Consider the following 22,830-nt stretch of genomic DNA (forward strand, 5'->3'; position numbering starts at 1 on the left):
GTGCTAGTGCGCCACGTTGAAAACGTGATAAAGTAGATGTACCCAAAGTAATCACTCCCTATATTGGTTGGAATTAGCTACTACCATTGTAAGTGATTGCTTTGGGCTTTTTAATTTCTGTTCGGATTAATTATAGAATTTGCCTAACTCAAAAACGCCGCTCTCTTGAGCGACGTTTTTCTTTCAGATTAACTTTATTGATTTAAATAATTATATAAGCCGCGCATGGTCGCATCCGCCAACGTTAATGGCTGCCCATCCAACGTCACCTGCTTAATTGCGACGTAATCTTCGAAATCGGGTACTTCCAGTTGTTGATTTGCGACAAATTCAGCCGCTTTTTGATAAACCTTTTCAGCGTTCGTTTGACCGTTGACATATTGAATGACTAACATTGCCATCATCTCCATTTTTACTTTTAATATTATTGATGAATTGGTCATCTTTGATAAGGTCATTATACTTCGCTTACTAAAAATAAGTAATTTATATATTTTATTCTTTATCCGTATTAAACAAAAAGCATTTAATCCATTTATTTTAGAACAATGCACCAAATACTGCACCATTTCATAAAATCAATAGACTAAATGCTTTAATAAAAGTCGAATTTTATCTTTATAAACGTTGAATTATAGGCGTTCGTTTAATTCTTTGCCTAATTCTTCAAAGCCGGGTTTGCCTAATAAAGCAAACATGTTCTTCTTGTAAGCTTCAACACCTGGTTGGTTGAATGGGTTGATACCATTCAAGTAACCTGAGATTGAGACAGCCATTTCGAAGAAGTAGATCATGTAGCCTAATGTGTAGGCTGTTTGATCTGGGATGTTAACTGACATAACAGGGACGCCGCCATCAGTATGTGCTAAGACAACACCTTGGTAAGCTTTCTTGTTAACGAAGTCCATTGTGTGGCCTTCTAAGTAGCCTAAACCGTCCAAGTTCTTTTCGTCAGTTGGAATATCAATGTCGCTGTTAGGGTTCACAACGTTGACAACTGTTTCCATCAAGTTACGACGACCTTCTTGGATGTATTGACCTAATGAATGCAAGTCAGTTGAGAAGTTAGCACTTGAAGGATAAATCCCTTTTTGGTCTTTACCTTCAGATTCGCCCATCAATTGCTTCCACCATTCTGAGAAATATTGCAATGTTGGTTCGTAGTTTTCTAATAATTCGGTTGTGTAACCTTTGCGATAAAGAATGTTACGTAAAGCAGCATATTTGTATGCATCGTTTTTCATAACGTCTGTATCTGTGTATTCAGTGCGGGCATCAGCTGCACCTTTCATCAATTGGTCGATATCCCCACCAGCAACGGCGATTGGTAATAAACCAACGGCTGTTAATACTGAGAAACGGCCACCGATGTCATCAGGCACAACGAATTCTTCGTAGCCTTCTGCATCTGATTCTGTCTTCAAAGCGCCTTTAGCACGGTCAGTTGTTGCGTAGATCCGGCTCTTAGCTTCTTCTTTACCATATTTCTTGATCAACTTGTCTTTCAAAACACGGAAAGCAATTGAAGGTTCAGTTGTTGTTCCTGATTTTGAGATAACGTTGATTGAGAAATCGCGATCGCCGATCAAGTTAACTAAGTCGTTTAAGTAACTTGAACTGATTGAGTTCCCGGCGAATAATACTTGTGGGAAGTCACGTTGTTCTGCTGGTAACATGTTGTAGAACGTGTTATTCAAGAAATCAATTGCAGCTTTGGCGCCGAGGTATGAGCCACCGATACCAATTGCGATGAAAATTTCTGAATCGCTCTTAATTTTAGCAGCAGCTTTCTTAATGCGGGCGAATTCGTCCTTATCGTAGTTCACTGGTAAATCTAAGAAACCACGGAAGTCGTTGCCTGCACCAGTGCCTTCACGTAATTGTGAGTCTGCAGCATTAACCATTGCTTGCATTTCTGCAAGTTCGTTTGATTGGACAAATTTGTCCAAACGGGATGTATCAAATGAAATATGTGCCATATTTGTCTTATTCCTCCTGTTTTTAAACACAAGTATACGTTAATAACTTTAGCTTTTTTAGCGCTAAAAAGCAAGCCAGATCGACCGCTTTTTCAGACTAGACCACCTTTATTTTCAAAAGAAAATTACTCAAAGTCCTTGACTTGTTTCACCCATCCCGCTATACTTCAAATCATCAAATAAAACGGAGGTTACTGAAAATGACAAACACTCACTTAGTACAATTGAATATTCGTTGGCAAAGCCGCTAAGTGAGATTGTATGCCGTTATGGATACAGTCTTTTGATTGTATCCATGCGGCCATTCATCAGTAATCGATTGAATTTTAAGCCTACATGGATTTTAACTCGAGGAAATCCATGTAGGCTTTTTCTGTCCCCTACATGACTGTCATGTGGGGGACTTTTTTGTTTGATAATAATGAGTGCGTTCAAACCGGGTATATTTCGAACACTAGCCTAGTGGTGCGAATGAACGACGCAGTCGGTCGTTTGTGCGACGTAGCTAGGCACAGAAATACGGTTTGAAAAGCACGTTAAAAAATAGAAGTGTGTTTGAAACGGTTTGACTCTGAGCATTAACCTAATTTACCAAATTGGTGATGTAATCACCGGTTTGGTAAATGTAGTTAAGCACAAGAGTCAGTTTCAAAAAGCACGTTAAAGGAGCTTTCGCCATGTCTAAACTCAAACGTTTTTTACCCCTCATTCTAATTTTTGGGAGTTTGCTCACCCTACTTGGTATCAAAAAAATCAAAGAAGCCAACCAACCTAAATTGCCAATTGTCGGGATTTTACAACCCTTATCTCATCCCGCACTTGATGAAATTCATCGCGGGATTGTCGCTGGTCTGGCAAGCGAAGGCTATCATAACAACCGTAATATCAAAATTGATTTTCAAAATGCGCAGAACGATCAAAGTAATTTACGTCTGATGAGCAATCAATTCGTCACTGAAAAAGCCAAAGTAACGGTCGGCATTGCCACCCCTGCCGCACAAAGCTTAGCCAATGCTACTAAGCAATTACCGATTATCTTAGGCGCCGTGACTGATCCGGCGAGTGCCAATCTCGTTAAGAACAACGCCCATCCTGGTGCCAATATCACCGGCGTATCCGATCAAGCCCCGATTCAAAAGCAATTGGCATTAATGCAAACCATCATGCCGCAACTGAAAACCGTCGGCATTCTCTATTCAAGCAGTGATAACTCTGCCACCAGTCAAATGCACTTATTCAAACAACTTGCTGAACAAAAAGGGCTGACCGTTGTTGAGGCCAGTCTTAGTTCAGTCAACGATCTGGAACAAGTCAGCCAGAATCTAGTCCCAAAAGTCGATGCAATTTACGTTCCCACCGATAATACGATTGCTAGTGCAATGGGCACCCTCGTCCATGTGACCGACAAAACCAAAACGCCAGTCTTTCCATCCGCTGAAACGATGGTTAAAGATGGTGGGCTCGCAACCGTCGGCCTAAGCCAATACGACTTAGGCGTTGAAACCGGTAAGATGACCGCCGCCGTTTTAAGTGGTCGTTCAAAACCCGCAACCACTCCAATTCGGTATTTACGCAAAGGACATTTAGTCTTAAACCTCAAAAAAGCAAAAGCCCTCCACATCACAATTCCGCAGAGTTTAATGCAAATCGCTAATCAAAAAGGATCTGTTCTCAAATGAATCTTATTATCTCAACCATTGACCAAGGATTATTATGGAGCCTACTAAGCCTAGGCGTTTTCATCACCTTTCGAATCTTAAAATTCCCTGACATGACCGTTGAAGGCAGTTTCCCGTTAGGCGCAGCCCTCAGCGCTTTAATGTTGCAACAACATAACATTGCCTTTTCCCTATTAGTCGCATTCATCGGTGGCTGTTTAGCCGGACTCGTGACGGCAATTTTATACAACTACTTCCATGTCCAGAGTTTGTTAGCCGGGATTTTAACGCTAACCGGTTTGTATTCCGTCAACTTGCGGATTTTAGGCAAAGCCAACATGGCAATTGGTGATCAACACAACCTATATCAACTGCCGCTATTCCATCAATTAACGCTCGATCAACGGCTCTTAGTCATTAACCTAGTCATCATGCTGATTGCCCTATTATTACTGGCTGGCTTACTCTACACCGAATTCGGTCAATCCCTGATTGCAGCTGGTGATAATCCCACGATGGCCCTCTCACAAGGGATTGCCGTAAAGCGGACGAAAACGATTGGGATCGTGCTGTCAAACGGCTTGATCGCCCTTGCAGGTGGGCTCGTTGCACAATATAACGGCTTTGCTGATGTCAACATGGGCATCGGTGTGATGGTCATTGGGTTATCCGCGATCATCATTGGTGAACGGCTCCTTGTCGGCAAGCATTTCATCGCCAAACTAATTAGCATTATCCTAGGAAGCGTCGTCTACCGCCTCATCTTACTCCTTGTCTTACAACTCGGCTTTAACGCCAATGATTTCAAACTCTTCTCGGCCGTCATTCTGGCCATCTTCATCATCGCACCACAACAAAAGAAAGGACTGACTACCAAATGACCCCGCGTATGACTTTAAACCACCTCAATTTTGAAGTTACTGATAATAATGAACCCAAACAACTCTTAAATGATTTAAATCTCACGATTAATCCTGGTGAATTTGTCATCCTCCTTGGCGCAAACGGTGCGGGTAAATCGACTTTTTTTAATACCATTGCGGGTGATTTAACCCCCACAAGTGGGCAACTACTATTCAACGACCACGACATTACGAAGCAATCCGCCCAACAACGCACACGGCTCATTAGTCGTGTCTACCAAGATCCTAAGTTGGGCACCGCAGCTGATATGACCGTTGCCGAAAATATTTTGTTGGCGATGCGCCGTGGCCAACGCCGCCGCTTATTTCCCCGGCGTCTCAAGCAACAACTCCCACAAATCAAAGCGCTCGCCAAGACACTCCCGAATCACTTGGATCAACAACTCAATCGCCCGGTTAGTAACTTGTCAGGTGGCCAACGACAAACGTTAAACTTCTTGATGGCGACGATTCAAAAACCTGAATTGCTGTTATTAGATGAACACACATCTGCTTTAGATGCAGTTTCCAGCCAAGCATTGATGACTTTTACCAATCAAACAATTCGCGATAACCAACTCACCTGCCTAATGATTACGCATGATTTAGAGGATGCGTTGCAATATGGCAATCGACTCTTGGTGTTAAAAGCCGGTAAACTGATTGCCGACTTGAACGCGACTGAAAAGCAAGCATTAACTGTCGATACTTTACTAGACTATTTAAACTAATCAAACCGCGCTAACCATTTTCGGATAGCGCGGTTTTTGCTGCTTAAATCCATTCAATCTTATCAAGCACCAATTTATCAGCGGTTAATTAGTTAAGGATACGATTAACCTACGTTTAACACTTGTAATCGTTTTCTAAGTGTGCTAAATTATTCCCATAAGGTTGTGCGCAACCTAATTATTGATTTAAGGGAGATCTGTATAATGACAGTTACTACTCAAAAAACTATTCCAGCTAGTGTTGCTATGCTTAGAGTTATCGAATCTTGGGGCGTTGATCATATCTTTGGTTACCCTGGTGGCTCATTTAACTCAACAATGAATGCTCTTAATATTGAAAAGGATCGTTTAAAATATATTCAAATTCGTCACGAACAAGTTGGGGCCCTTGCCGCAGCTGCTGACGCTAAATTAACTGGTAAAATCGGGGTTGCTTTTGGTTCAGCTGGCCCTGGTGCAACTAACCTTTTAACTGGTTTATATGATGCAAAAGAAGATCATGCACCAGTTTTAGCCTTGATTGGTCAAGTACCAAGCAAGAACATGAACTACAACTACTTCCAAGAATTCGCTGAAAACCCAATGTTCTCTGACGTTGCTGTTTATAACCGCCTCGTTATGACACCTGAAAGCTTGCCATACGTTGTTGATAAAGCAATCCGTGAAGCTTACAAACACAATGGCGTCGCAGTGGTTGTTATTCCAAATGACTTCGGCTACGTTGAAATTCCAGATGCACCATATAGCTCAAGCTCACCTTCAGATCGTAAAAAAGTGGCTGGTCCAGTCGCAACAGACGAAGAAGTTGATCAATTCTTAGCAATGGTTAAAGACGCTAAACGCCCTGTAATTCACGTTGGTCGTGGGATTAAAGACGGCGGCGACAAGCTCGTTGAATTATCAAAGAAACTTCAAATTCCAATCGTCATGACTGGGCTTGCTAAAGGGTTAGTGCCTGATAGTTATGAAGGTAACTTAGGCATGGCTAACCGGGCTGCTTCTAAAGCGGCTGATGAAATCATGGCCGTTAGTGATCTTGTGATTGCCATCGGTGCTGACTTCCCATTTGCCAACTTAATTTATCGGACACATGACTTCAAGTTTATCCAAATCGATAACGATGAAGCACAATTTGGCCGTCACCATTTCTTAGACTTCGGAATCTGGTCAGATGCAACTGCTTTTGTTGAAAAAGTAATCGCCAGAAGTGAAACGGTTGCCCCAACACCATTCTTCAAAGCTGCTGTTGCTGATATGGCAAACTGGCAAGCCTACCTTGATGTTTTAACGAACCGCGACTCTGATCCGCTTGAATTCGAACCAATCTACAAAGAAATCAACCGGATTGCTGAAGACGATGCTGTCTTTTCAATCGATGTTGGTGATAATATCATCAACAGTTTCCGTCACTTGAACTTAACGCCTAAGAACAAATGGGTGATTTCTGCCCTCTTTGCTTCAATGGGTTCAGGCGTTCCTGGTGCCTTAGCTGGTCAATTGAGCTACCCAGATCGCCAAGTCTTCAACATCTCGGGTGATGGTGCCTTTTCAATGGTCATGCAAGACTTGATCACTGAAAAGAAATACCAATTACCAATCATTAATATCATCACATCAAATGCCGCATTAAACTTCATCAAGAGTGAACAAGATGATATTCCAATGGATTACTCAGGAATCTTCATTGAAGATCAAGATTTTGCCATGATTGCGCAAGCAATGGGCATTGAATCAATCACCGTTCGTTCTTCTAAAGAATTACCCGCTGCCTTTGACAAAGCCCTTGAAGTCACAAAAGCTGGCCGACCATTCTTAATTGATGCTAAGATCACTGACAAACGGAGTATTCCAGTTGAAGAATTAGAACTAACCATTAAAGATGGTAAGTTAACAGAAACAATTAGCGCAAGCTATGATGCTTCTCGTCCTGCTGGCAAAGAATACAGCGTGACTGATTTCTTCGCAGAATACGATGGTCAATCACTGAAGACATTACCAGAATTATTTGAAGAAAACGGTGTTGAACTATAAAACAACCCGGCCATCATAAAAATAGCGTCTCAACACATTGCGGTGTGTTGGGACGCTATTTTTATTGATTTAATTTTTGGTAATGGCTTCTTTAGGATGGAACCAAACGACGTTCTTGTCGAAGAATGAGACTAAGTCGTTTGATAAGTACAAGATATAGGTGAAGAATAAGACCCAATTTGAGCCACCCTGCATTGCTGTAATGCCCCACAACGTGATTGATACGATACTTTGGATGAACCAGAAGTAATAGCTTTCTTTAAACCGTAATGTGGTCAACAGTGCGCCAGTAAACCCAACTGAAGCGGCGATACTATCGATCAATGGTCGTGGACTGTCCGTCATATTGCTTTCCCAGAGATATAATAACCCAACTGATACAACAAAGAACAATAGCGTCAACGCCCAATTACGAAGTCCTTTACCACGAGTAGCAAGCCCCCGGACTTTTTTATCAACGTTTTGCGCCCAATCTGGCATTAATAAGACTGGGATGTCTAACATAATAATGTAGACGGTTTGTAATACCATATCGTTATAGTTTTTAGCATTATAAGCCACAATAATGTAGATTAATGCAGAGATGACACCAAAGACACCGTTTAAAGGTTTCGTATTCGTAATACTAATAGTACAGGTGAAGCCTAACATCCCCGCGAGCATCGTTAAAAACGACACGCCAGTCATTGGACCACCGGAAATAGTAGCAGCTAAAATAAAGCCTAACCCAAACATCAACAAACCATAACTGGATGTTGTCCACCCTTTCATCTGTTGAATGTACCACTTAGGATTAAATACACTGGTGATTGCACGATTGTCCTGCATTGAACTGAACCCCTCTTTATATGAATTTAATTATCACTCCAGATTGTCAACACCATTTTCCATATATTGATGTGCCATCTGACGAAACAACACTATATATGGTACACGCTAAGCATTCTAATTTAAACTCTTGTATTTAATTCAATTTGTGGTAGCTGATTTTAAAGCCTTTTTGAAAGTGCCGTTAACTTACGATTGCAAGCGCTGAACTAGACCATTCGAAAATATTTTTTATTTTTAGCGTTCGTTGTCAAGACTCAATTCAATCTTTGACCAATGTCTTAATAGTCTCTTTGATCAATTGACCGGAGAATGACGTCATTAATGCCCACATTATCTGGTGTATCGATGGCGTACATTACGGCATTAGCGACATCGGTTGCTGTTAATCCAGTTTCAGTTTCACTCTTGAGAACAGCTGCTCGTAATTGCGGATCACTAATCCGGCTGGCTAATTCGGTTTGCGCATGTCCTGGAGAGATTAACGTTGATTTAATGCCCATTCCAACTTCTTCCACACGTAACCCTTCCATCACCGCGCGCATTGCATATTTAGTGGCTGAATAAACGGATAAGCCTTCACCAGTGAAATGACCGGCAACTGAATCCGTGGTAATGATATGACCACTCTTTTGCTGTTCCATTAAAGGTAAGGCATATTTAATGCCATATAGCGCACCTTTGATATTAATATCAATCATAACCTCCCACTCATCGACTTTACCATCGCGTAGCATTGAGACGGGCATTAAGCCAGCATTATTGAATAGCACATCAATTCTACCAAATTTAGCGATTGTCAATTCGATTAAGGCTTGCATGTCTGCTAATTGCGTCACATCCGTTTGCTGGTAAATAACCTCAGTGTCGTATTGAGCGGTTAACGCCGTTGCCAACGCCGCCAACGCACTTGTTCGTCGAGCCGCTAAAACAAGTTTTGCACCTTTGGCTGCTAATAAGGTGGCCGTCTCTTTACCAATCCCACTTGATGCACCGGTAATCACAACGACTTTATTTTGAATATCATTCATTTCTTTTCCCCTCACTTTTTAGTTGATAAGGTTAGTATATCGGGTACTTCGTAATAAACAATTACGCACTTTCAACTAACTAACGCACCTCAAAGTAAGTTTTGTGAAATCACTAAAAAGACGACAACATTCTTTTTGAATAAATGTTATCGCCTTCTTTAAATATCGTATTTTTCATGGTCTCGATAATCCAACTGCACATCATCACCATTGCTCTGTAGAAAGTCGATTCTATCTTCGCCCCACTTGGCCATCATTCCTAGGACGGAAACCAATGATTTGCCGTACGCAGAAATCGCATACTCCACGTGTGGGGGTACTTCGTTAAGAACTTTTCGAGTAATGATGCCATCTCGTTCCAATTCACGTAATTGATCGGTTAAAACTTTGGCTGAAATTCCCTGAACGACTCTTTTAAGTTCGGCCGGTCTTTGAGGTCCTGCCACAAGATGACAGAGAATCAACGGTTTCCATTTCATTCCAATCACTGATAAAGTCATTAAAACACCGTTGGTATAATTTTTTTGTGGCTCGTTCAAGGCCTTTCCTCCACTTCTTGATGCTGATTTGTTTGTCTATCATACCATCAAAAAAAGGATCAGGACAATCTTATCTGTCCTAATCCCTGATTAATTATTCTGGTCGATAAGCCGCTTTAGCAGCGTTCATCGCCGACCATGCCTTAGGCCAGCCGACATAAAATGATAAATGCGTAATCACTTCGACAATTTCAGCTTCAGTAATGCCGTTTTCCTTATCAATCTTTAAATGCGCTGGTAATTGTTCAAAATTACCACCTGAAATCAAGGCACTGATGGTGATTAAACTCCGTTGATGTGCTGGTAACTCTGATTCACGCGACCAAACTTACCCGAATAAAACATCGTCGTTTAATTCAGCGCATTTAGGTGCAAAATCACCCAATAGATCGCGGCCTGCTGTTTGTTTCTTTGCCATTTTAAAAACCCCTTTCTGAATTAAAGTGCGTCATAAAGCGCATTTGAAACAGCTTCTAACCATTCTGGTGTGCCGGCAGTGATGGCGACATGACTAAACCAGCTATCCTTAGTGGCCCCATGCCAGTGTTTGATGCCGTCTTTAGTAACAATCACATCTCCTGGGACTAAGTGTTGTGCTGCTTTACCTTCTTCTTGATACCAGCCTTCGCCACCAGTCACCAATAGAATTTGGTACCCAGCATGATGGATGTGCCAATTGTTCCGACAACCAGGTTCAAACGTGACATTCCCGACACCGACATTCACGTCTGGTTCGTTCACTAACATTGATAAATAACTTTGACCGACGAAGAAGTCTTGATAAGCCACATTAGCTTCTCCAACTGGGAATAATTGTTTTTCTTTTAATTGTTCATTCTTAACCATTCTAATAACCTCACTTTATTAGGATTCAAATCGTTGTAAATACGTTTCAAAACTCTCTGCTTGATCGATACTCTGATCCAATTTACCATCATACCAATCAATTTTACGCGTTAGGATCTGTAAATTTGCTTGGCGCTCAGCCAATTCGGCTTCAGCTTGAGCCTTTGTTTTTTGCAATAAAGCTTTGCGCGCTTCAATCGTTGCGTCTCCTTGAGCCCGCAATGCAACATATTGCTTTAATTCTGTAATCCGCATACCGGTCCCTTTTAGATGGAGTATAAACCCGACCCACTTAACGTCCTCTAATGTATAAAAGCGGACACCGGCCGCATCGCGTTGCGGCATAATCAAGCCTTGGTCTTCATAGTAACGTAATGTGTAAGTCGACAAACCAACTAATTTAGCAAACTCGCCGATTTTGTACTGCTCTTGTGCCATCGACATCCCTCCTACAAAAATAGCTTATACCTTAGAGTATACTATAAGGCAAGTTTTTTAATAAATAGGACGATCGCCATCAATATTCGGCTGATTAATGCCCCAACTTGCCCCAATTCCTTTTTCAGGATGATTAACTAAATCAACAACAACTTGCGCGATACTCCGTCGTGAAATAATCGTCCCTTTAAACGGTGTTCCCTTTTCAGTTAATTCGTAATCGATCCGATCTTCATTGGTCATATAGGCGCAACGTAAAATGGTATAGTTAAGCGAAGATTGTTCAACAATCTTCGCCGCCCGCCGCGTGTCTTCCATGACTTCATGGCCGACTACTTGTTCATTCCACTCACCAAAAGCACCTGGCACTTCATGATACAAGCCTAATCCACTGATATAGATTAATCGTTTGATGCCCGCTGCAGTCATTGTCGCGACAACGTTTTGCATTAATGGTTCGAACTGCCCGCCTAAATTTGCGTAAACGATATCGACCCCAGCTAAACTGTCTGCCAACGGCTCTTGAGCCAACACATCACCTTCAATAACCGTGACATGTGGATTTTGTGCTAATGCGCTTAGCCGTTCAGCGTGCCGTAAATATAGCACGAGCTCATGTTGATTTTCTTTCAACAGTTGCTCAATAACTAACTGGGCCACTTGTCCGGCTGCCCCTAATACTAAAATGCGACTCATTTTAATCACCCCTTCTTCAATGTCTTTAGCATATTCCTTAAAGTACACTCGAAGGCAAGCCATTTTTCAAATTTAATTGGTCTAGGTTGCTACTTGACTTTCAAATTAAATTGACTAAAATGAAAGTTGTTATTAATTATAATCATTATAAAGTAATAAAAAGTATTGGAGGCTTCACCTTGTCAAAAAAAATATCACTCGCCCAAAAAATTAACGTGATGCGGGCTAGCGTCATGGGTGCCAATGATGGGATTTTATCCGTCGCCGGAATTGTTATCGGTGTTGCCGGCGCTACAAGCAATAGCTTCGCCATCTTCATTTCGGGAATTGCCGGAATGATTGCTGGAACGATCTCAATGGCGATGGGCGAATACGTCTCTGTCAGCACGCAAAAAGACGCACAGGAAATGGCAATCATTAATACGAAATTGAATTTAAACAGTAATTATGCGTCTCAGATGGCTTTTGTTCGGCAAAAATACGTCAACACTGGGATTGATCCTGAACTTGCCGATCGGGCTACACACGAAATGATGACTGCTGATCCGTTGACGACTGTCGTACGTGAAAAATATGGGTTTGTCCCGACTGCTTTTACCAGTCCTTACGCAGCCGCTGTTGCGTCATTCATCTCATTTCCAATCGGTTCTATTTTGCCACTAGCCGCAATCACCTTATTACCCCAAACCATTCGCGTGCAAGCCACCATCATTGCAGTGATGATTGCCCTTGCGCTAACCGGCTACAGTGCAGCCGCTCTCGGCAAAGCGAATCGTTCAAAAGCCATGTTGCGCAATGTGATTTCCGGATTATTAACCATGGTAGTCACTTACGCTATTGGGACATTATTCAAACAATAATCGCTTAGAAAGGATTTTTTTATGACCACTCTTAAAGCCCCACTCAAAACAACTGAAAAACCCCATCAAACGATGGAAGAAAAGATGAATACCCTTCGAGCCGGCGTTCTAGGTTCTAATGACGGGATTCTAACCGTTGTTGGTGTGCTCTTTAGTGTTGCCGCCGCAACAACCAATAATTTCACCATTTTTATCGCTGGACTTGCTGATTTATTAGCCTGTGCTTTTTCAATGGCGGCGGGTGAATATGCTTCAGTTAGTTCGCAAAGTGACACGGAAAAAGCCGCTGTTGCCATTGAACAAGCACGCTTAAAAACAGCTAAAGATGATCAAATTAAAGAAGTCCAAGCTTTTTACGAAGCCAAAGGTGTCACTTCTGAAACGGCACTCGCAATCGCTAAGGACTTAATGCATAAGAAGCCTTTAGCAACAATTGTTAATGTTAAATATGACCTTGAGCTTGGCCATTATATGAACCCGTGGGCCGCAGCGTTTGCATCCCTCTTCTCAGCCGCTTTCGGTGGCGTCTTCCCCCTTGTGACAATGATTCTACTGCCTGAAGCCTACAAGATGACCGGCACAATCATTGCCGTCACCATCGCGGTTTCCATTACCGCGTTTATCAGCGCTAAACTGGGCGATGGCAAAGTCAAAGTCTCCATTATTCGGAACATCCTAATTGGTTTAATTACAATGGCCATTCACTACGGGATTGGCCAACTCTTCTAAAGAAATCCGTCATCATTTGTTCTAATTTAACTTAAATTCAGCCACAAAAAAAGGCGTCGAGCTTAAATTAACTTTTAGCTCGACGCCTTTTTGCTTATCTAATTTTAGTTCTCAAGAACTGGGCAATTTTTTCATGGCCAGCATCGTTGGGATGGAGACTGTCTAAACTCAGCTCAGCCGCTTGTTGTGGATCCGCAAATGACAACGCTGATTCGTTAAACAAACTGATATGCTGAACGCCAAACAAGTCCGTCACTTGCGCAATCGCTTGTTCATAATCTTGTTGCTGATAACCGCCTTGATTGACGGTCGAAAAGAAGTCAGTCCCAATGTGAACGTGCGAGATAAAATAAACCGTCGCTTGTGGGTAACGTTTCGTAATCTGCCCAAGTAATTTTTGTAGTGCGCCGTAGAATGTTACTGTGGACTGATCACCAAATTGACCAAGTGGTACATCACGACCAAAGTCATTCATACCCGCATAAATCAATAATAAATCCGTTGATTCAGGAATGGCTTGCCAGCGTTCAACCATCGGATCATACGGTTGGGCAATCGTCGACCCCGAAATTCCGAGATTGGTGATTGTGGGAATTGTGAGCCATTCTGCTAACCACTGGTAGTACCATTTGTGTGCGTAATGATTACGTTGATCCGTGATGCTATCACCAAGTACCGTTAAATGTTGATATTGTGTCATTTGCTACTTCGCTCCTAATTCTGAGTAATCCGTCAGTTGCCAACTAAATTGATCCCAATAATTGGTTTGCTTTAATGTTTTAAGCGCATTGAATTCGGCTAGCCGATTCGTCGTCAGACGACTCTTATGCCGTAACTCTGCCGATAAATACCCAATATGGCTTAAGATCACCGGCGTACCTACCAAATTTTTCTGCGTCAGTTGCCGTTTGATTTCCTGTGGCGTTAAATACGGTGTTTGTTGCGCCGTTATCAACGTCCCAGTCGTTAAAACGGCATATTCCGACATTAATAGCAGGTAGGCCGCTTGTTCTGTCGGTCTTAAATGCGCCGTTTCATTGCGAACAGGGACATGATACGTTTGCGCTAGTTCTAGAACAATTGCATAGATTTCAGGCGTTAACGTTGCCACAAAATGGTGCGATGTCAAATGCGTGAGTTGTAACCCACTCGCCAAAAAGCGGTCAATCTGCGCTTGAAACTCACGCTTAACATCAGCAATGGCCAACTGTTTTGGATGAGTTTGTAAGGTTTGATAAGCATGACAAAACCCAGCCGGGGTTACCAAGCTGGGAATCGTCAGTGGCTGACTAATTGGGCGGTCTTTGTCGAGGACCAAGTGCAATCCCATTGCCGTAATCCCATGTTGCTGGGCGAGCGCCGCACTCATTTCAAAATGAGGCGATGTCACTTGCGCATTAGTGGTAGAAATCACGCCAGTTTTTAAGCCAGTAATGATTGCGCGCGAAATCGGTATGGTCATCCCGAAATCATCAGATTCAATAATGATTGGTTGCATCTTAACCCACCTATTCTGCCGCTAAGTCAAACTGTCCAATAATGGTGTCAGTCGTAACTGTTGTTGGTAGTGGCTCTGCTGGTACAAAGGTGGCGTTACTGCTGACGACCATGATAGTCGTTGCCTTTTGGGCGGCTGCTAGTTGTTGCCAGTCAATATCAACAATCGCTTCGCCAGCTTTGACACGATCACCCGCTTCAACGTGCATCGTAAATGGCGCGCCCTTCAATTCAACGGTATCAACCCCCATATGAATCAGAATCTCAACATTTTGCTTTGTTGTAATCATGATGGCGTGTTTAGTGGGGAAAATCGAACTAACAACACCGTCAATTGGTGCGCTAATCGTTGTTTGCCGTTCATCAGGGGTAATGGCAAAGCCATCGCCAACTGCCTTGCTTGCAAATACTTCATCGGTAACTTGTTCAATTGGTAAATAACTGCCAGCAACGGGGGCTGTTACCTGTCCAACTGGTCCTTTTTTCAAAAAATTAAACATCGTTCTTCCTCTTTTCTTAAACCCGCATCATGATAGCTTCATAAGGGCGTAAAGTGATTTGCTGACCATCAAACTGCGGTTGTTCGTAATTATCCATGAGCACGTCCTTGACGTGTGGTATTGAACGGACTTGTGTTTGACCAGTAAAATTAGCCATCACGCGAATCGTTTCAGTATCTAGGTGTCGTTGATAAGTGTAAACCGCTTCGTCCTCTGGTTCAAATAATTGGTAGTCCCCTTCAATTAAAACTGGCATAAGCTTACGCATTCGCACTAATTCTTGATAGAATGCAAAGACACTATTGGGTTCATGAATCTTAGCGGCAACTGAGTAATCATCGTGCTCAACCGGCATTAACCATGGTGTCCCAGTCGTAAACCCGTGATGCGCCGTTTGATCCCATTGCATCGGAATTCGATAGTTCTCGCGTGATTTCTGCTGTAAAATCTTAATCGCTAACGCTTCATCAATCCCGTCGCTCAACATTTGCTGGTAAGCATTGATGGATTCAGCATCTTGATATTGGTCAATGGCGGTGAAGTTCGCGTTCTTCATCGCAATTTCTTCCCCTTGATAAATATACGGTGTACCTTGTAAGTCAAATTCGACTAATGCTAATAATTTAGCGGATTGATCGCGGTATTGACCGTCATCCAAGAAGCGCGAAACGGCACGCGGCTGATCATGATTTGACCAGAATAATGCGTTCCAACCACCACCGGCAGCCATCCCCGTTTGCCAATCACTAAGCACCCGTTTTAGATCAGACAGCCGATAATCGCCTAGTGTCCATTTTTTGCCACCGGTATAATCAACCTTCACATGATGGCAGGTAAACGCCATCGATAACTCTTCACGGGCTGGATTGGTATAACGAATCGCTTCATCAATTGGGGTTGAGGAAAGTTCCCCAACCGTGACAAATTGGTTCGGGCCAAAGACCTTTTCGTACATTTCATGAATGTATTCGTGCACATGTGGTCCATTCGTATAGAAATTGCGCCCATCGTCGCTTGGCGTTTTAAACGTATCATTCGGGAAGTCTTTATCCTTCGAGATATTGTTAATTACGTCTAACCGTAGCCCATCAATCCCAAGGTCTGCCCAGAATTGCATCATTTTAAAAATCTCGGCCCGCAAGTGTTCATTCCGCCAGTTCAAATCTGGCATGCTCTTTTCGTATAGGTGAAGATAATATTGATCAAGTGCTGGCACATATTCCCAAGCACTGCCACTAAACTTGGATAACCAATTATTTGGTTCGTGTCCATCCACTGGATCACGCCACAAATAATATTCATGGTACGGATTATCCTTGCCTTTGAGACTCTCTTGGAACCAGCGGTGTTGATCAGAAGTATGGTTGACCACCATATCCATCATGATTTTAATCCCACGTTTGTGGGCTTCATTTAAGAGTCGTTCAAAATCGGTTAAATCACCAAAAATGGGATCAATGTGGTAATAGTCCGCAATATCATAACCGTTATCACGACCGGGGGAAACATACATTGGCGTCAACCAAATCAATTCAATCCCAAGATTTTGTAAATAATCTAACCGTTGAATAATGCCGTTGATATCCCCGATTCCGTCACCGTTGGAATCTTGAAAGCTCCGCGGATAAATTTGATAAACTGTTGCTTTTTGCCACCATGCCATGCGATATCTCTCCTATTTCAGTCGTTTATTTTGCTGTTCCTGGTTTTTGTGGTTTAGCCATTGCTTCACCAGCTGTCATTTGATCGTTATAACCCCAAACGAGCGTTACAATAAATGGCACAATCGTTGCAACCGCTGATGATGCGATGAAAATCCATAAGTTTGATAAATCTGCTGGGTGTTTTGGATCTAAGAATGATGCAAAGCCGATCCACGAACCCGCGAAACCGAACATATTACCGTGGAATAACCCACTGACAAATCCGCCAGCGGCTGAACCAAGTAAACCGGCAATGAAGACGCGTCGGAACTTCAAGTTGACCCCATAAATAGCAGGTTCTGTAACCCCACAGAATGCTGAAATCGCACCAGCAAATGATAATTCTTTTAAAGCTGTTTTACGGGTCTTAATCGCAACAGCTAAAACAGCGGCCCCTTGTGCAATCATTGTTGTGCTTAAAATCGCGTTCAAGTAACTGTGACCCGTTGCGGCAACATCGTTGGCAATAATTGGTAAAATCCCCCAGTGTAATCCGAAGATAACAAGCACTTGATAGAATCCACCGATTAATAACCCAGATAACCAACCACTCTTTAATAATAAGAATTGAATCCCGAATGCTAAACCATTTGATAACCAAATAATAGCAGGCCCTGTGATGTAAAGCGTAATGGCAGAAACGACTGCTATCACAATCAATGGTGTAAAGATAATTTGTAAGTAGCCTTTAACCCATTTGGTTAATTTAGCAACCAACCAAGCAGCGAGAATCATTGGGAAAATCGAATATGTGTAGTTGACCATTGGGAAGTTTAATGACCCAATTTCAAGCAATGATTTCCCGTTTAAAGCCACTAATGAAGGATGCACCAGAACACCACCGATGACAGCGGTTAAAACTGGATCACCTTTTAATTTCTTAGCAGCAGTGAACCCAACCAACATGGGTAAGAAGTAGAAAACAGAATCACCCATCGTACTTAAGACAATGTACGCTTCACTCTTAGCACTTAATAACGCGCCAAGTTGTGGCATCGTTAGCATCGCCAAGACACCTTTTAAAATCCCGCCAGCAGCTAAGATACCGACAATCGGACTCATCGCACCGGTAATCACGCCGATTAATTGATTAAAGGCTTCTTTAACATGGCCCCATGGCGTTAAATTTTGTTGGCGCGTTGTTACAGCCACAACTTGGGCCGTTTCATCTTCGCCAGCAAACTCTGTCCCGATTTCTGCAATCACGGCATCATAAGGCGTAAAATTATCTAGTCAAAAAAAAGACACCTACCGGCTGAGAGTTGCCAGATGGGTGTCTTTTTTTTATTTGACCGCCTGTGTTTTAAAAACAGCGATTTGATTTAAAAGTTCACTAATGCGTATTCGAAGACTCTTTTGTTGTTGACGGCTCGTTGTGAGTTTCTGATATAAGTTTAACTCATCACCCTCGTTGAAGGCGGTGACCATGGCTTCAGCGGACGAGACGTAATCAGTCATTACTAATTGTAACTGACGGTTAATTTCTCGTAATTCTTTTGGCGGGTTTAGTAATGTGACTTGATCAATAAATTGTTTAAAAACCCGTAAGTTACGTTGAAAATATTCGTTTAACGATTCCAAATTTTCGCCCACCAGACAGCGCCCCTTGGTGATGTTCTTGCTGGTCTGGGTGTACTCACTAAATACTGTTTCAAACACGATAAACCGTTCTAAAAATTGATTCCACCGTACGATGTATTCCTGAGTCGATAGTTGATCCGCTTTGACACTCATGGTCGTTCCCCCTTTAATATAATATCTAAATACTTATCATGAGTATAAATATATACTAAGTATAGATAAAAGGCTAATTATTAGCCTTTGTTACCGATAACGATTTCAAATTGCGTTTCATTTTACAAATAAAACATGACGTCCTATAGTTAAGGTAAGCCAAAAAAAGGATCTGATTACTTGTCCAACCAACGTTATCTATCTGGAACAGCACTAAAACTATTTACATTCACCCTACTAACCGGCACGTTCACAATGTCTATCAGCCAATCTGCCCTTTCAACTACTTATCCAACCTTAATGGCCTATTTTGATTTATCAGCCACAACTGTTCAATGGCTGACAACCGGTTTTATGCTCGTAATGTGTGTCATGATGCCGATTAGTCCTTGGTTATTAAACAACATCCCATTCAAACGACTCTACATGGGGATTTTAAGTTTATTTACTATTGGAACGCTATTAATTGTCTTCGCTAATCAGTTCGGTTGGGTATTGTTCGGGCGGGCGTTGGAAGCCATCGCAGTAGGTGTTTTATTTCCATCGTTTCAAACTGTCTTATTAACCATTACTGCTGAAAATCAACGGGGCCAAATTATGGGCCTGGCTGGTTTAGTAATGGGCTCTGCACTAGCTTGTGGGCCGATTATTTCAGGGATTATTCTCAACTACTTCAGCTGGCGAGGACTATTCATCGCCTTTATTCTGATTATCTTAACCGTGTTAGCAACAGCTAACTTCACTATTTCTGATATTATGCCGGCTAAGCCCTATCACCTTGATGGTCTTTCCGTTTTATGTACAACTGGATTAATCGGTTTATTATATGTCATCAGTAGCGCTAATCATCCTACTATCAACCCAATCGGACTCTGGGGTATCGGATTAGTGAGCTGCCTAGCACTGGGTTATTTTGTCTACCGGCAACTCACCCAGACAACGCCACTTCTTAATTTACATATTCTCGGTTACCTTAACTACGATATTGCGGTCGGATTGACTGCTATTTCCTATATTTCATTGATTGTCACCACAGTCATCTACCCATTATATTTTCAAGCTCAATTGAAGTTGACGCCGCTTCTTTCAGGATTAGCATTGGTCCCTGCTGCCGTTGTGTTAAGCCTTTTGAATCCACTCGCGGGCCGGTTAGCTGATAAAATTGGCTTTAAACCGACCTTACTCGTTGGCCTAACCATGATTAGCATTGGATGGCTAGCTTTGATTGGCTTCTACCAATGGCTGTCATTACCATTGATGATCCTGTGTGCCTGTTTCATCGAAGGCGGCAACGCATTTGTCATGATGCCTGCTGTTACACTTGGTGCTAATAGCCTGCCGGATCAAGTGCTCGCTGACGGCACTGCCGTCACAACCACGATTCGTCAAATTGCGGGCGCGCTGGGCGTCACCCTTGCAACTCTCCTTTTAAGTGTCGCCGGTTACCAAGTCGTATTTATTAGTTTGCTCGGCCTGACCTTAATTGGTCTTGGCTTAGCCACTCAACTACACCCCAAATAAGCCACAATAAAAAGCAGATTAGCGATGATGATTGTCATCGTTAACCTGCTTTTTTAATGCCGGCGTTGCTTAATTAAGATAAGTCCCCATGTCATTAAACTAAATGTTGAAATGATCGCGCCGATAATTAGTCCCGGCGCACGATAGACTAAGCGAACTTGGTTAGTCCCTTTCTCAAGTGGCACTGCAAGCATATTGCCCATGACTCGTCGTGTACGAACTGTTTGATGATTGACTTGCGCATGCCAACCACTGTCATATGGCACACTTAGATAAAGTAATTGATCAGCGGTCTTAGCTGGTACTACACCAGCAATCCGACCATTATCTGCCGACAGTTGTTTTAGGTCGATCTTTAAGCGTTGTTGTGCCAACTGATCAAAAGCTTGATCGAAATGAGCCTGGTCTAAACTAGCCACCTGAATCTTACGAAAGGCTTTAGGTTGCCGACTGGTAATTGTCAGCGTTAGTTGTTGCCCTTTTTGATAGCGACCCAAACCAATAATCGTGGTCCCATTCAATTCAATCGGTACTTTATGTGTTCGGCCATTAATTTTCACTTTCAGCTTTGATAAGTTTTGTTGCGGCAAGTATAGATAAGCATATCCACTTGTCTTAACTTGCGTTGTAAACGTAATTTGCCGACGTTTTTGCGCTTGTAAATCTAATTGATTATATTGATAAAATGGTGTCGTTTGTCCCGTCATCGCTTGCATAATTCGATCTTGATTTTCAAACGGCTCATGTGCTTTCAAAGCCACGTGTGCTAGCTGGTCATTAACCGCAAACCCTAAGCCTAACGTTTTATGGGGTTGTGTCACAACCTGTCCTTGCTTAGCAATTAGGTCATATTGATTGGCAAATAGTAGGTCAGTCAGCACAGTATGCCCAATCCCGTTAATCCGCCGGGCATTCTTACTATAAAAACCGAGATTAACCAACATCGTCCGCATCCGCTCATCAAGTGTCGAAGAATAATTGTTTAATGTATACTGTCCAAAGGTCAACGCATCATTGTACCCATAATACGGTTCCTTAAACGCTTTTTTTAAGAGAATCGCTTGGTTATTAACGCGATAGAAATCAGGTGTTTGCCGTTCAAGCTGTTCAAAGAGTGCTGCTTGGCGTTGGTATTGTTGCGCATAAACAACTTGATCGCCCATCGGTAACTTAGTGGTCGTCAAGCGGCCATTAATCACCAGTTCACTAAACGTCAATACGGCTCCCAGACCAATCACCCACGGTTGCCAACGTGCTCCTTTTTGCCACGCTGCAAAAATAACGCTAGCCAAAACCATTAGTCCGATTAACAACCAGAGCGATTGTTTCTGCACACCACGTACATGTGGCCCATAGTAGAGCGCCAACTGGCCAATGCTGAGCAAGCAACCGACTATCAAAATAACCAGGCGTTTCGTTTGACGTTTACCGATTGGTTCAATACTTGCTTCATAGGCAATTTTGATGAGAACAAATGCCATCAAATAGGTATTCCGATATGGAAACCCTTCTGGTTGCTGGAACATGTGCCACATCGTATTAAATGTCGTTACCCAGAAACTTAACGCTAAACTAACAATTAAAAAGCCGTTCGACCACTTTGCTTGCCGTCGAATGGTTGGTAGACAGAAATAATAGACCGCAAATAACAGCGCTAATGTACTGATAAATAAAGTTGGTTCATGAATTAAGCGTTGCGTATAATGGCTGCCGCCGACTTGAAATTGGCTCAAAACTTCCCAGCCAAACTGCGGGGTTGGATAAAAACTGGTTGCAGCGATTGTCTTTTTCCCAGTCTTCAACATTCCAAGTAACGACGGCAATAATACAACTGCTGTTGTGCCCCCCGCAATCAATGAGGCCCAACAAAACTGCCAGATAGCCTGCCGCCAGTGAACCACTAGTTGCCACCAAGACTGTTGGGGTTGTTTCCATTTGATTAACAAACTAATTGCATACAAAACGGCAAATAGACATGACATATAACCCAAGTAATAGTTGGTAAAGATAGTGGCAACCAACATCCAGATATATAAGCCAGGACGCCCTTTTAAAAATAGCCGTTCTAATCCTAAGATGACCAGTGGGAGGAAAATCAGAGCGTCTAACCACATTAGGTTATAAAAGTTCATTGCCACAAAGCCACTTAAACTATAAGCTGTTGCAAAAATTAGCGCGGAAAAATGATATTCAGGCTGACGCGTCTTTAGAAAATGGGCCATCGTTAAACCCATTGCCCCAATCTTCAAAATAATGACATACCCAACCACCACTGGCAACTGGCTATTCGACCAAAATAGGAGCAGTAAATTAAAAGGACTGATTAAATAATAAGCCGCTAGCGGTAATATATCGCCACCCAGTGAAAGCGAAAATGAATACGTACTGAAATTCATCTGGGCCATTTGCCGTTTAAACTCTGCCAAAAAGGGCATATATTGGGTACCGAGATCACTAATCAATAAATTATGCCGTCCAAATGGCACTATTTGGAGCATTGCATATAGCCCCACCATTAATAACATGGGAACTAGCACACTTAATAAATAGTAACTGACAGCTGTTTTATTTGTTCTCTTCATCTGACTCACTTCTTTTGCCTTTTCT

General features: G+C 42.4%; 22 protein-coding genes and 1 pseudogene. 7 read left to right on the forward strand and 16 right to left on the reverse strand.

The features are described from left to right. Positions 1-194 precede the first annotated feature (194 nt). Both ACF1X7_RS00005 and ACF1X7_RS00010 read right to left on the reverse strand, forming a co-directional pair. The gene (locus ACF1X7_RS00005) at positions 195-395 is read right to left on the reverse strand and encodes a hypothetical protein (RefSeq protein ID WP_035186022.1); all 201 of its coding nucleotides are present in this window, start codon (positions 393-395) and stop codon (positions 195-197) included. Positions 396-632: 237 nt separating this feature from the next. After that, complete coding sequence (locus ACF1X7_RS00010) at positions 633-1,979, reverse strand: glucose-6-phosphate isomerase (protein WP_064777253.1); 1,347 nt, start codon at positions 1,977-1,979, stop codon at positions 633-635. 677 nt (positions 1,980-2,656) lie between these two features. On the opposite strand from ACF1X7_RS00010, the gene trpX reads away from it, so the two are divergent. The 4 genes from trpX (at position 2,657) to spxB (ending at position 7,301) form a co-directional block, all read left to right on the forward strand. Continuing rightward, the gene (gene trpX / locus ACF1X7_RS00015; RefSeq protein ID WP_411162306.1) at positions 2,657-3,658 is read left to right on the forward strand and encodes a tryptophan ABC transporter substrate-binding protein; all 1,002 of its coding nucleotides are present in this window, start codon (positions 2,657-2,659) and stop codon (positions 3,656-3,658) included. Continuing rightward, positions 3,655-4,518: an ABC transporter permease gene (locus tag ACF1X7_RS00020; RefSeq protein ID WP_411162307.1), complete on the forward strand. Its 864-nt coding sequence runs from the start codon at positions 3,655-3,657 to the stop codon at positions 4,516-4,518. The genes trpX and ACF1X7_RS00020 overlap by 4 nt, the downstream gene beginning before the upstream one ends. Further along, entirely contained in the window at positions 4,515-5,270 is a 756-nt protein-coding gene (locus ACF1X7_RS00025) for an ABC transporter ATP-binding protein (protein WP_271260159.1), read from the forward strand. The genes ACF1X7_RS00020 and ACF1X7_RS00025 overlap by 4 nt, the downstream gene beginning before the upstream one ends. Positions 5,271-5,474: 204 nt before the next feature. Further along, on the forward strand, positions 5,475-7,301 hold the full coding sequence (gene spxB, locus ACF1X7_RS00030; protein WP_411162308.1) for a pyruvate oxidase: 1,827 nt from the start codon (positions 5,475-5,477) through the stop codon (positions 7,299-7,301). Positions 7,302-7,370: 69 nt separating this feature from the next. Here the strand turns inward: spxB and pnuC are convergent, their stop codons facing one another. The 7 genes and pseudogenes from pnuC to ACF1X7_RS00065 form a co-directional block, all read right to left on the reverse strand. After that, positions 7,371-8,129, reverse strand: coding sequence for a nicotinamide riboside transporter PnuC (gene pnuC, locus ACF1X7_RS00035; protein WP_039098775.1), 759 nt, complete (start codon positions 8,127-8,129; stop codon positions 7,371-7,373). Between the two features lie 281 nt (positions 8,130-8,410). Beyond that, positions 8,411-9,160 carry an SDR family oxidoreductase gene (locus ACF1X7_RS00040; RefSeq protein ID WP_411162309.1) on the reverse strand — a complete coding sequence of 250 codons (750 nt, stop codon included), beginning with the start codon at positions 9,158-9,160 and terminating at the stop codon, positions 8,411-8,413. 158 nt (positions 9,161-9,318) lie between these two features. Beyond that, positions 9,319-9,699: a winged helix-turn-helix transcriptional regulator gene (locus ACF1X7_RS00045; RefSeq protein WP_411162310.1), complete on the reverse strand. Its 381-nt coding sequence runs from the start codon at positions 9,697-9,699 to the stop codon at positions 9,319-9,321. Between the two features lie 94 nt (positions 9,700-9,793). Continuing rightward, positions 9,794-10,117: pseudogene (locus tag ACF1X7_RS00050) on the reverse strand (carboxymuconolactone decarboxylase family protein). A 20-nt stretch (positions 10,118-10,137) separates the two neighbouring features. Then, entirely contained in the window at positions 10,138-10,545 is a 408-nt protein-coding gene (locus tag ACF1X7_RS00055; protein ID WP_039098772.1) for a cupin domain-containing protein, read from the reverse strand. Between the two features lie 18 nt (positions 10,546-10,563). Further along, on the reverse strand, positions 10,564-10,983 hold the full coding sequence (locus tag ACF1X7_RS00060) for a MerR family transcriptional regulator (protein WP_004270020.1): 420 nt from the start codon (positions 10,981-10,983) through the stop codon (positions 10,564-10,566). A gap of 57 nt (positions 10,984-11,040) precedes the next feature. Next, the gene (locus ACF1X7_RS00065) at positions 11,041-11,742 is read right to left on the reverse strand and encodes an NAD(P)H-binding protein (RefSeq protein WP_411162311.1); all 702 of its coding nucleotides are present in this window, start codon (positions 11,740-11,742) and stop codon (positions 11,041-11,043) included. Positions 11,743-11,858: 116 nt separating this feature from the next. On the opposite strand from ACF1X7_RS00065, the gene ACF1X7_RS00070 reads away from it, so the two are divergent. Together ACF1X7_RS00070 and ACF1X7_RS00075 are read left to right on the forward strand one after the other, a co-directional pair. Next, the gene (locus tag ACF1X7_RS00070) at positions 11,859-12,539 is read left to right on the forward strand and encodes a VIT family protein (protein ID WP_411162312.1); all 681 of its coding nucleotides are present in this window, start codon (positions 11,859-11,861) and stop codon (positions 12,537-12,539) included. 21 nt (positions 12,540-12,560) lie between these two features. Beyond that, positions 12,561-13,268: a VIT family protein gene (locus ACF1X7_RS00075; protein ID WP_039098768.1), complete on the forward strand. Its 708-nt coding sequence runs from the start codon at positions 12,561-12,563 to the stop codon at positions 13,266-13,268. A gap of 94 nt (positions 13,269-13,362) precedes the next feature. On the opposite strand, the gene ACF1X7_RS00080 is transcribed toward ACF1X7_RS00075, so the two are convergent. From ACF1X7_RS00080 to ACF1X7_RS00105, 6 genes are all read right to left on the reverse strand, one after another. After that, a complete protein-coding gene (locus ACF1X7_RS00080) occupies positions 13,363-13,968 on the reverse strand; it encodes an SGNH/GDSL hydrolase family protein (protein WP_039098767.1) in 606 nt (201 codons plus the stop codon). A 3-nt stretch (positions 13,969-13,971) separates the two neighbouring features. Continuing rightward, positions 13,972-14,766 (reverse strand): ChbG/HpnK family deacetylase, encoded by a 795-nt coding sequence (locus ACF1X7_RS00085; protein WP_146955431.1) that lies wholly within the window; start codon positions 14,764-14,766, stop codon positions 13,972-13,974. Between the two features lie 10 nt (positions 14,767-14,776). After that, positions 14,777-15,265 (reverse strand): PTS glucose transporter subunit IIA, encoded by a 489-nt coding sequence (locus tag ACF1X7_RS00090; RefSeq protein WP_411162313.1) that lies wholly within the window; start codon positions 15,263-15,265, stop codon positions 14,777-14,779. Positions 15,266-15,281: 16 nt separating this feature from the next. Continuing rightward, positions 15,282-16,928, reverse strand: a complete 1,647-nt coding sequence (locus ACF1X7_RS00095) for an alpha,alpha-phosphotrehalase (RefSeq protein WP_411162314.1) — start codon at positions 16,926-16,928, stop codon at positions 15,282-15,284. 25 nt (positions 16,929-16,953) lie between these two features. Continuing rightward, the gene (locus ACF1X7_RS00100; protein ID WP_411162315.1) at positions 16,954-18,174 is read right to left on the reverse strand and encodes a PTS transporter subunit EIIC; all 1,221 of its coding nucleotides are present in this window, start codon (positions 18,172-18,174) and stop codon (positions 16,954-16,956) included. A gap of 78 nt (positions 18,175-18,252) precedes the next feature. After that, positions 18,253-18,702 (reverse strand): hypothetical protein, encoded by a 450-nt coding sequence (locus ACF1X7_RS00105; RefSeq protein ID WP_052202718.1) that lies wholly within the window; start codon positions 18,700-18,702, stop codon positions 18,253-18,255. A 180-nt stretch (positions 18,703-18,882) separates the two neighbouring features. On the opposite strand from ACF1X7_RS00105, the gene ACF1X7_RS00110 reads away from it, so the two are divergent. Then, a complete protein-coding gene (locus ACF1X7_RS00110; RefSeq protein ID WP_146955434.1) occupies positions 18,883-20,223 on the forward strand; it encodes an MFS transporter in 1,341 nt (446 codons plus the stop codon). A gap of 53 nt (positions 20,224-20,276) precedes the next feature. On the opposite strand, the gene ACF1X7_RS00115 is transcribed toward ACF1X7_RS00110, so the two are convergent. Then, positions 20,277-22,805, reverse strand: coding sequence for a YfhO family protein (locus ACF1X7_RS00115; protein WP_411162316.1), 2,529 nt, complete (start codon positions 22,803-22,805; stop codon positions 20,277-20,279). Between the last annotated feature and the right edge of the window lie 25 nt (positions 22,806-22,830).

It is taken from the genome of Latilactobacillus sp. VITA-14, assembly GCF_046580785.1.
GTDB lineage: Bacteria > Bacillota > Bacilli > Lactobacillales > Lactobacillaceae > Latilactobacillus > Latilactobacillus curvatus.

Excerpts from the sequence above, each read along its gene's own strand:
- ACF1X7_RS00005 (WP_035186022.1), bottom strand. The coding sequence starts at position 395 with ATGTTAGTCATTCAATATGTCAACGGTCAAACGAACGCTGAAAAGGTT.
- ACF1X7_RS00010 (WP_064777253.1), bottom strand. The coding sequence starts at position 1,979 with ATGGCACATATTTCATTTGATACATCCCGTTTGGACAAATTTGTCCAA.
- trpX (WP_411162306.1), top strand. The coding sequence starts at position 2,657 with ATGTCTAAACTCAAACGTTTTTTACCCCTCATTCTAATTTTTGGGAGT.
- ACF1X7_RS00020 (WP_411162307.1), top strand. The coding sequence starts at position 3,655 with ATGAATCTTATTATCTCAACCATTGACCAAGGATTATTATGGAGCCTA.
- ACF1X7_RS00025 (WP_271260159.1), top strand. The coding sequence starts at position 4,515 with ATGACCCCGCGTATGACTTTAAACCACCTCAATTTTGAAGTTACTGAT.
- spxB (WP_411162308.1), top strand. The coding sequence starts at position 5,475 with ATGACAGTTACTACTCAAAAAACTATTCCAGCTAGTGTTGCTATGCTT.
- pnuC (WP_039098775.1), bottom strand. The coding sequence starts at position 8,129 with ATGCAGGACAATCGTGCAATCACCAGTGTATTTAATCCTAAGTGGTAC.
- ACF1X7_RS00040 (WP_411162309.1), bottom strand. The coding sequence starts at position 9,160 with ATGAATGATATTCAAAATAAAGTCGTTGTGATTACCGGTGCATCAAGT.
- ACF1X7_RS00055 (WP_039098772.1), bottom strand. The coding sequence starts at position 10,545 with ATGGTTAAGAATGAACAATTAAAAGAAAAACAATTATTCCCAGTTGGA.
- ACF1X7_RS00060 (WP_004270020.1), bottom strand. The coding sequence starts at position 10,983 with ATGGCACAAGAGCAGTACAAAATCGGCGAGTTTGCTAAATTAGTTGGT.
- ACF1X7_RS00065 (WP_411162311.1), bottom strand. The coding sequence starts at position 11,742 with ATGGCTTGCCTTCGAGTGTACTTTAAGGAATATGCTAAAGACATTGAA.
- ACF1X7_RS00075 (WP_039098768.1), top strand. The coding sequence starts at position 12,561 with ATGACCACTCTTAAAGCCCCACTCAAAACAACTGAAAAACCCCATCAA.
- ACF1X7_RS00080 (WP_039098767.1), bottom strand. The coding sequence starts at position 13,968 with ATGACACAATATCAACATTTAACGGTACTTGGTGATAGCATCACGGAT.
- ACF1X7_RS00085 (WP_146955431.1), bottom strand. The coding sequence starts at position 14,766 with ATGCAACCAATCATTATTGAATCTGATGATTTCGGGATGACCATACCG.
- ACF1X7_RS00090 (WP_411162313.1), bottom strand. The coding sequence starts at position 15,265 with ATGTTTAATTTTTTGAAAAAAGGACCAGTTGGACAGGTAACAGCCCCC.
- ACF1X7_RS00095 (WP_411162314.1), bottom strand. The coding sequence starts at position 16,928 with ATGGCATGGTGGCAAAAAGCAACAGTTTATCAAATTTATCCGCGGAGC.
- ACF1X7_RS00105 (WP_052202718.1), bottom strand. The coding sequence starts at position 18,702 with ATGAGTGTCAAAGCGGATCAACTATCGACTCAGGAATACATCGTACGG.
- ACF1X7_RS00115 (WP_411162316.1), bottom strand. The coding sequence starts at position 22,805 with ATGAAGAGAACAAATAAAACAGCTGTCAGTTACTATTTATTAAGTGTG.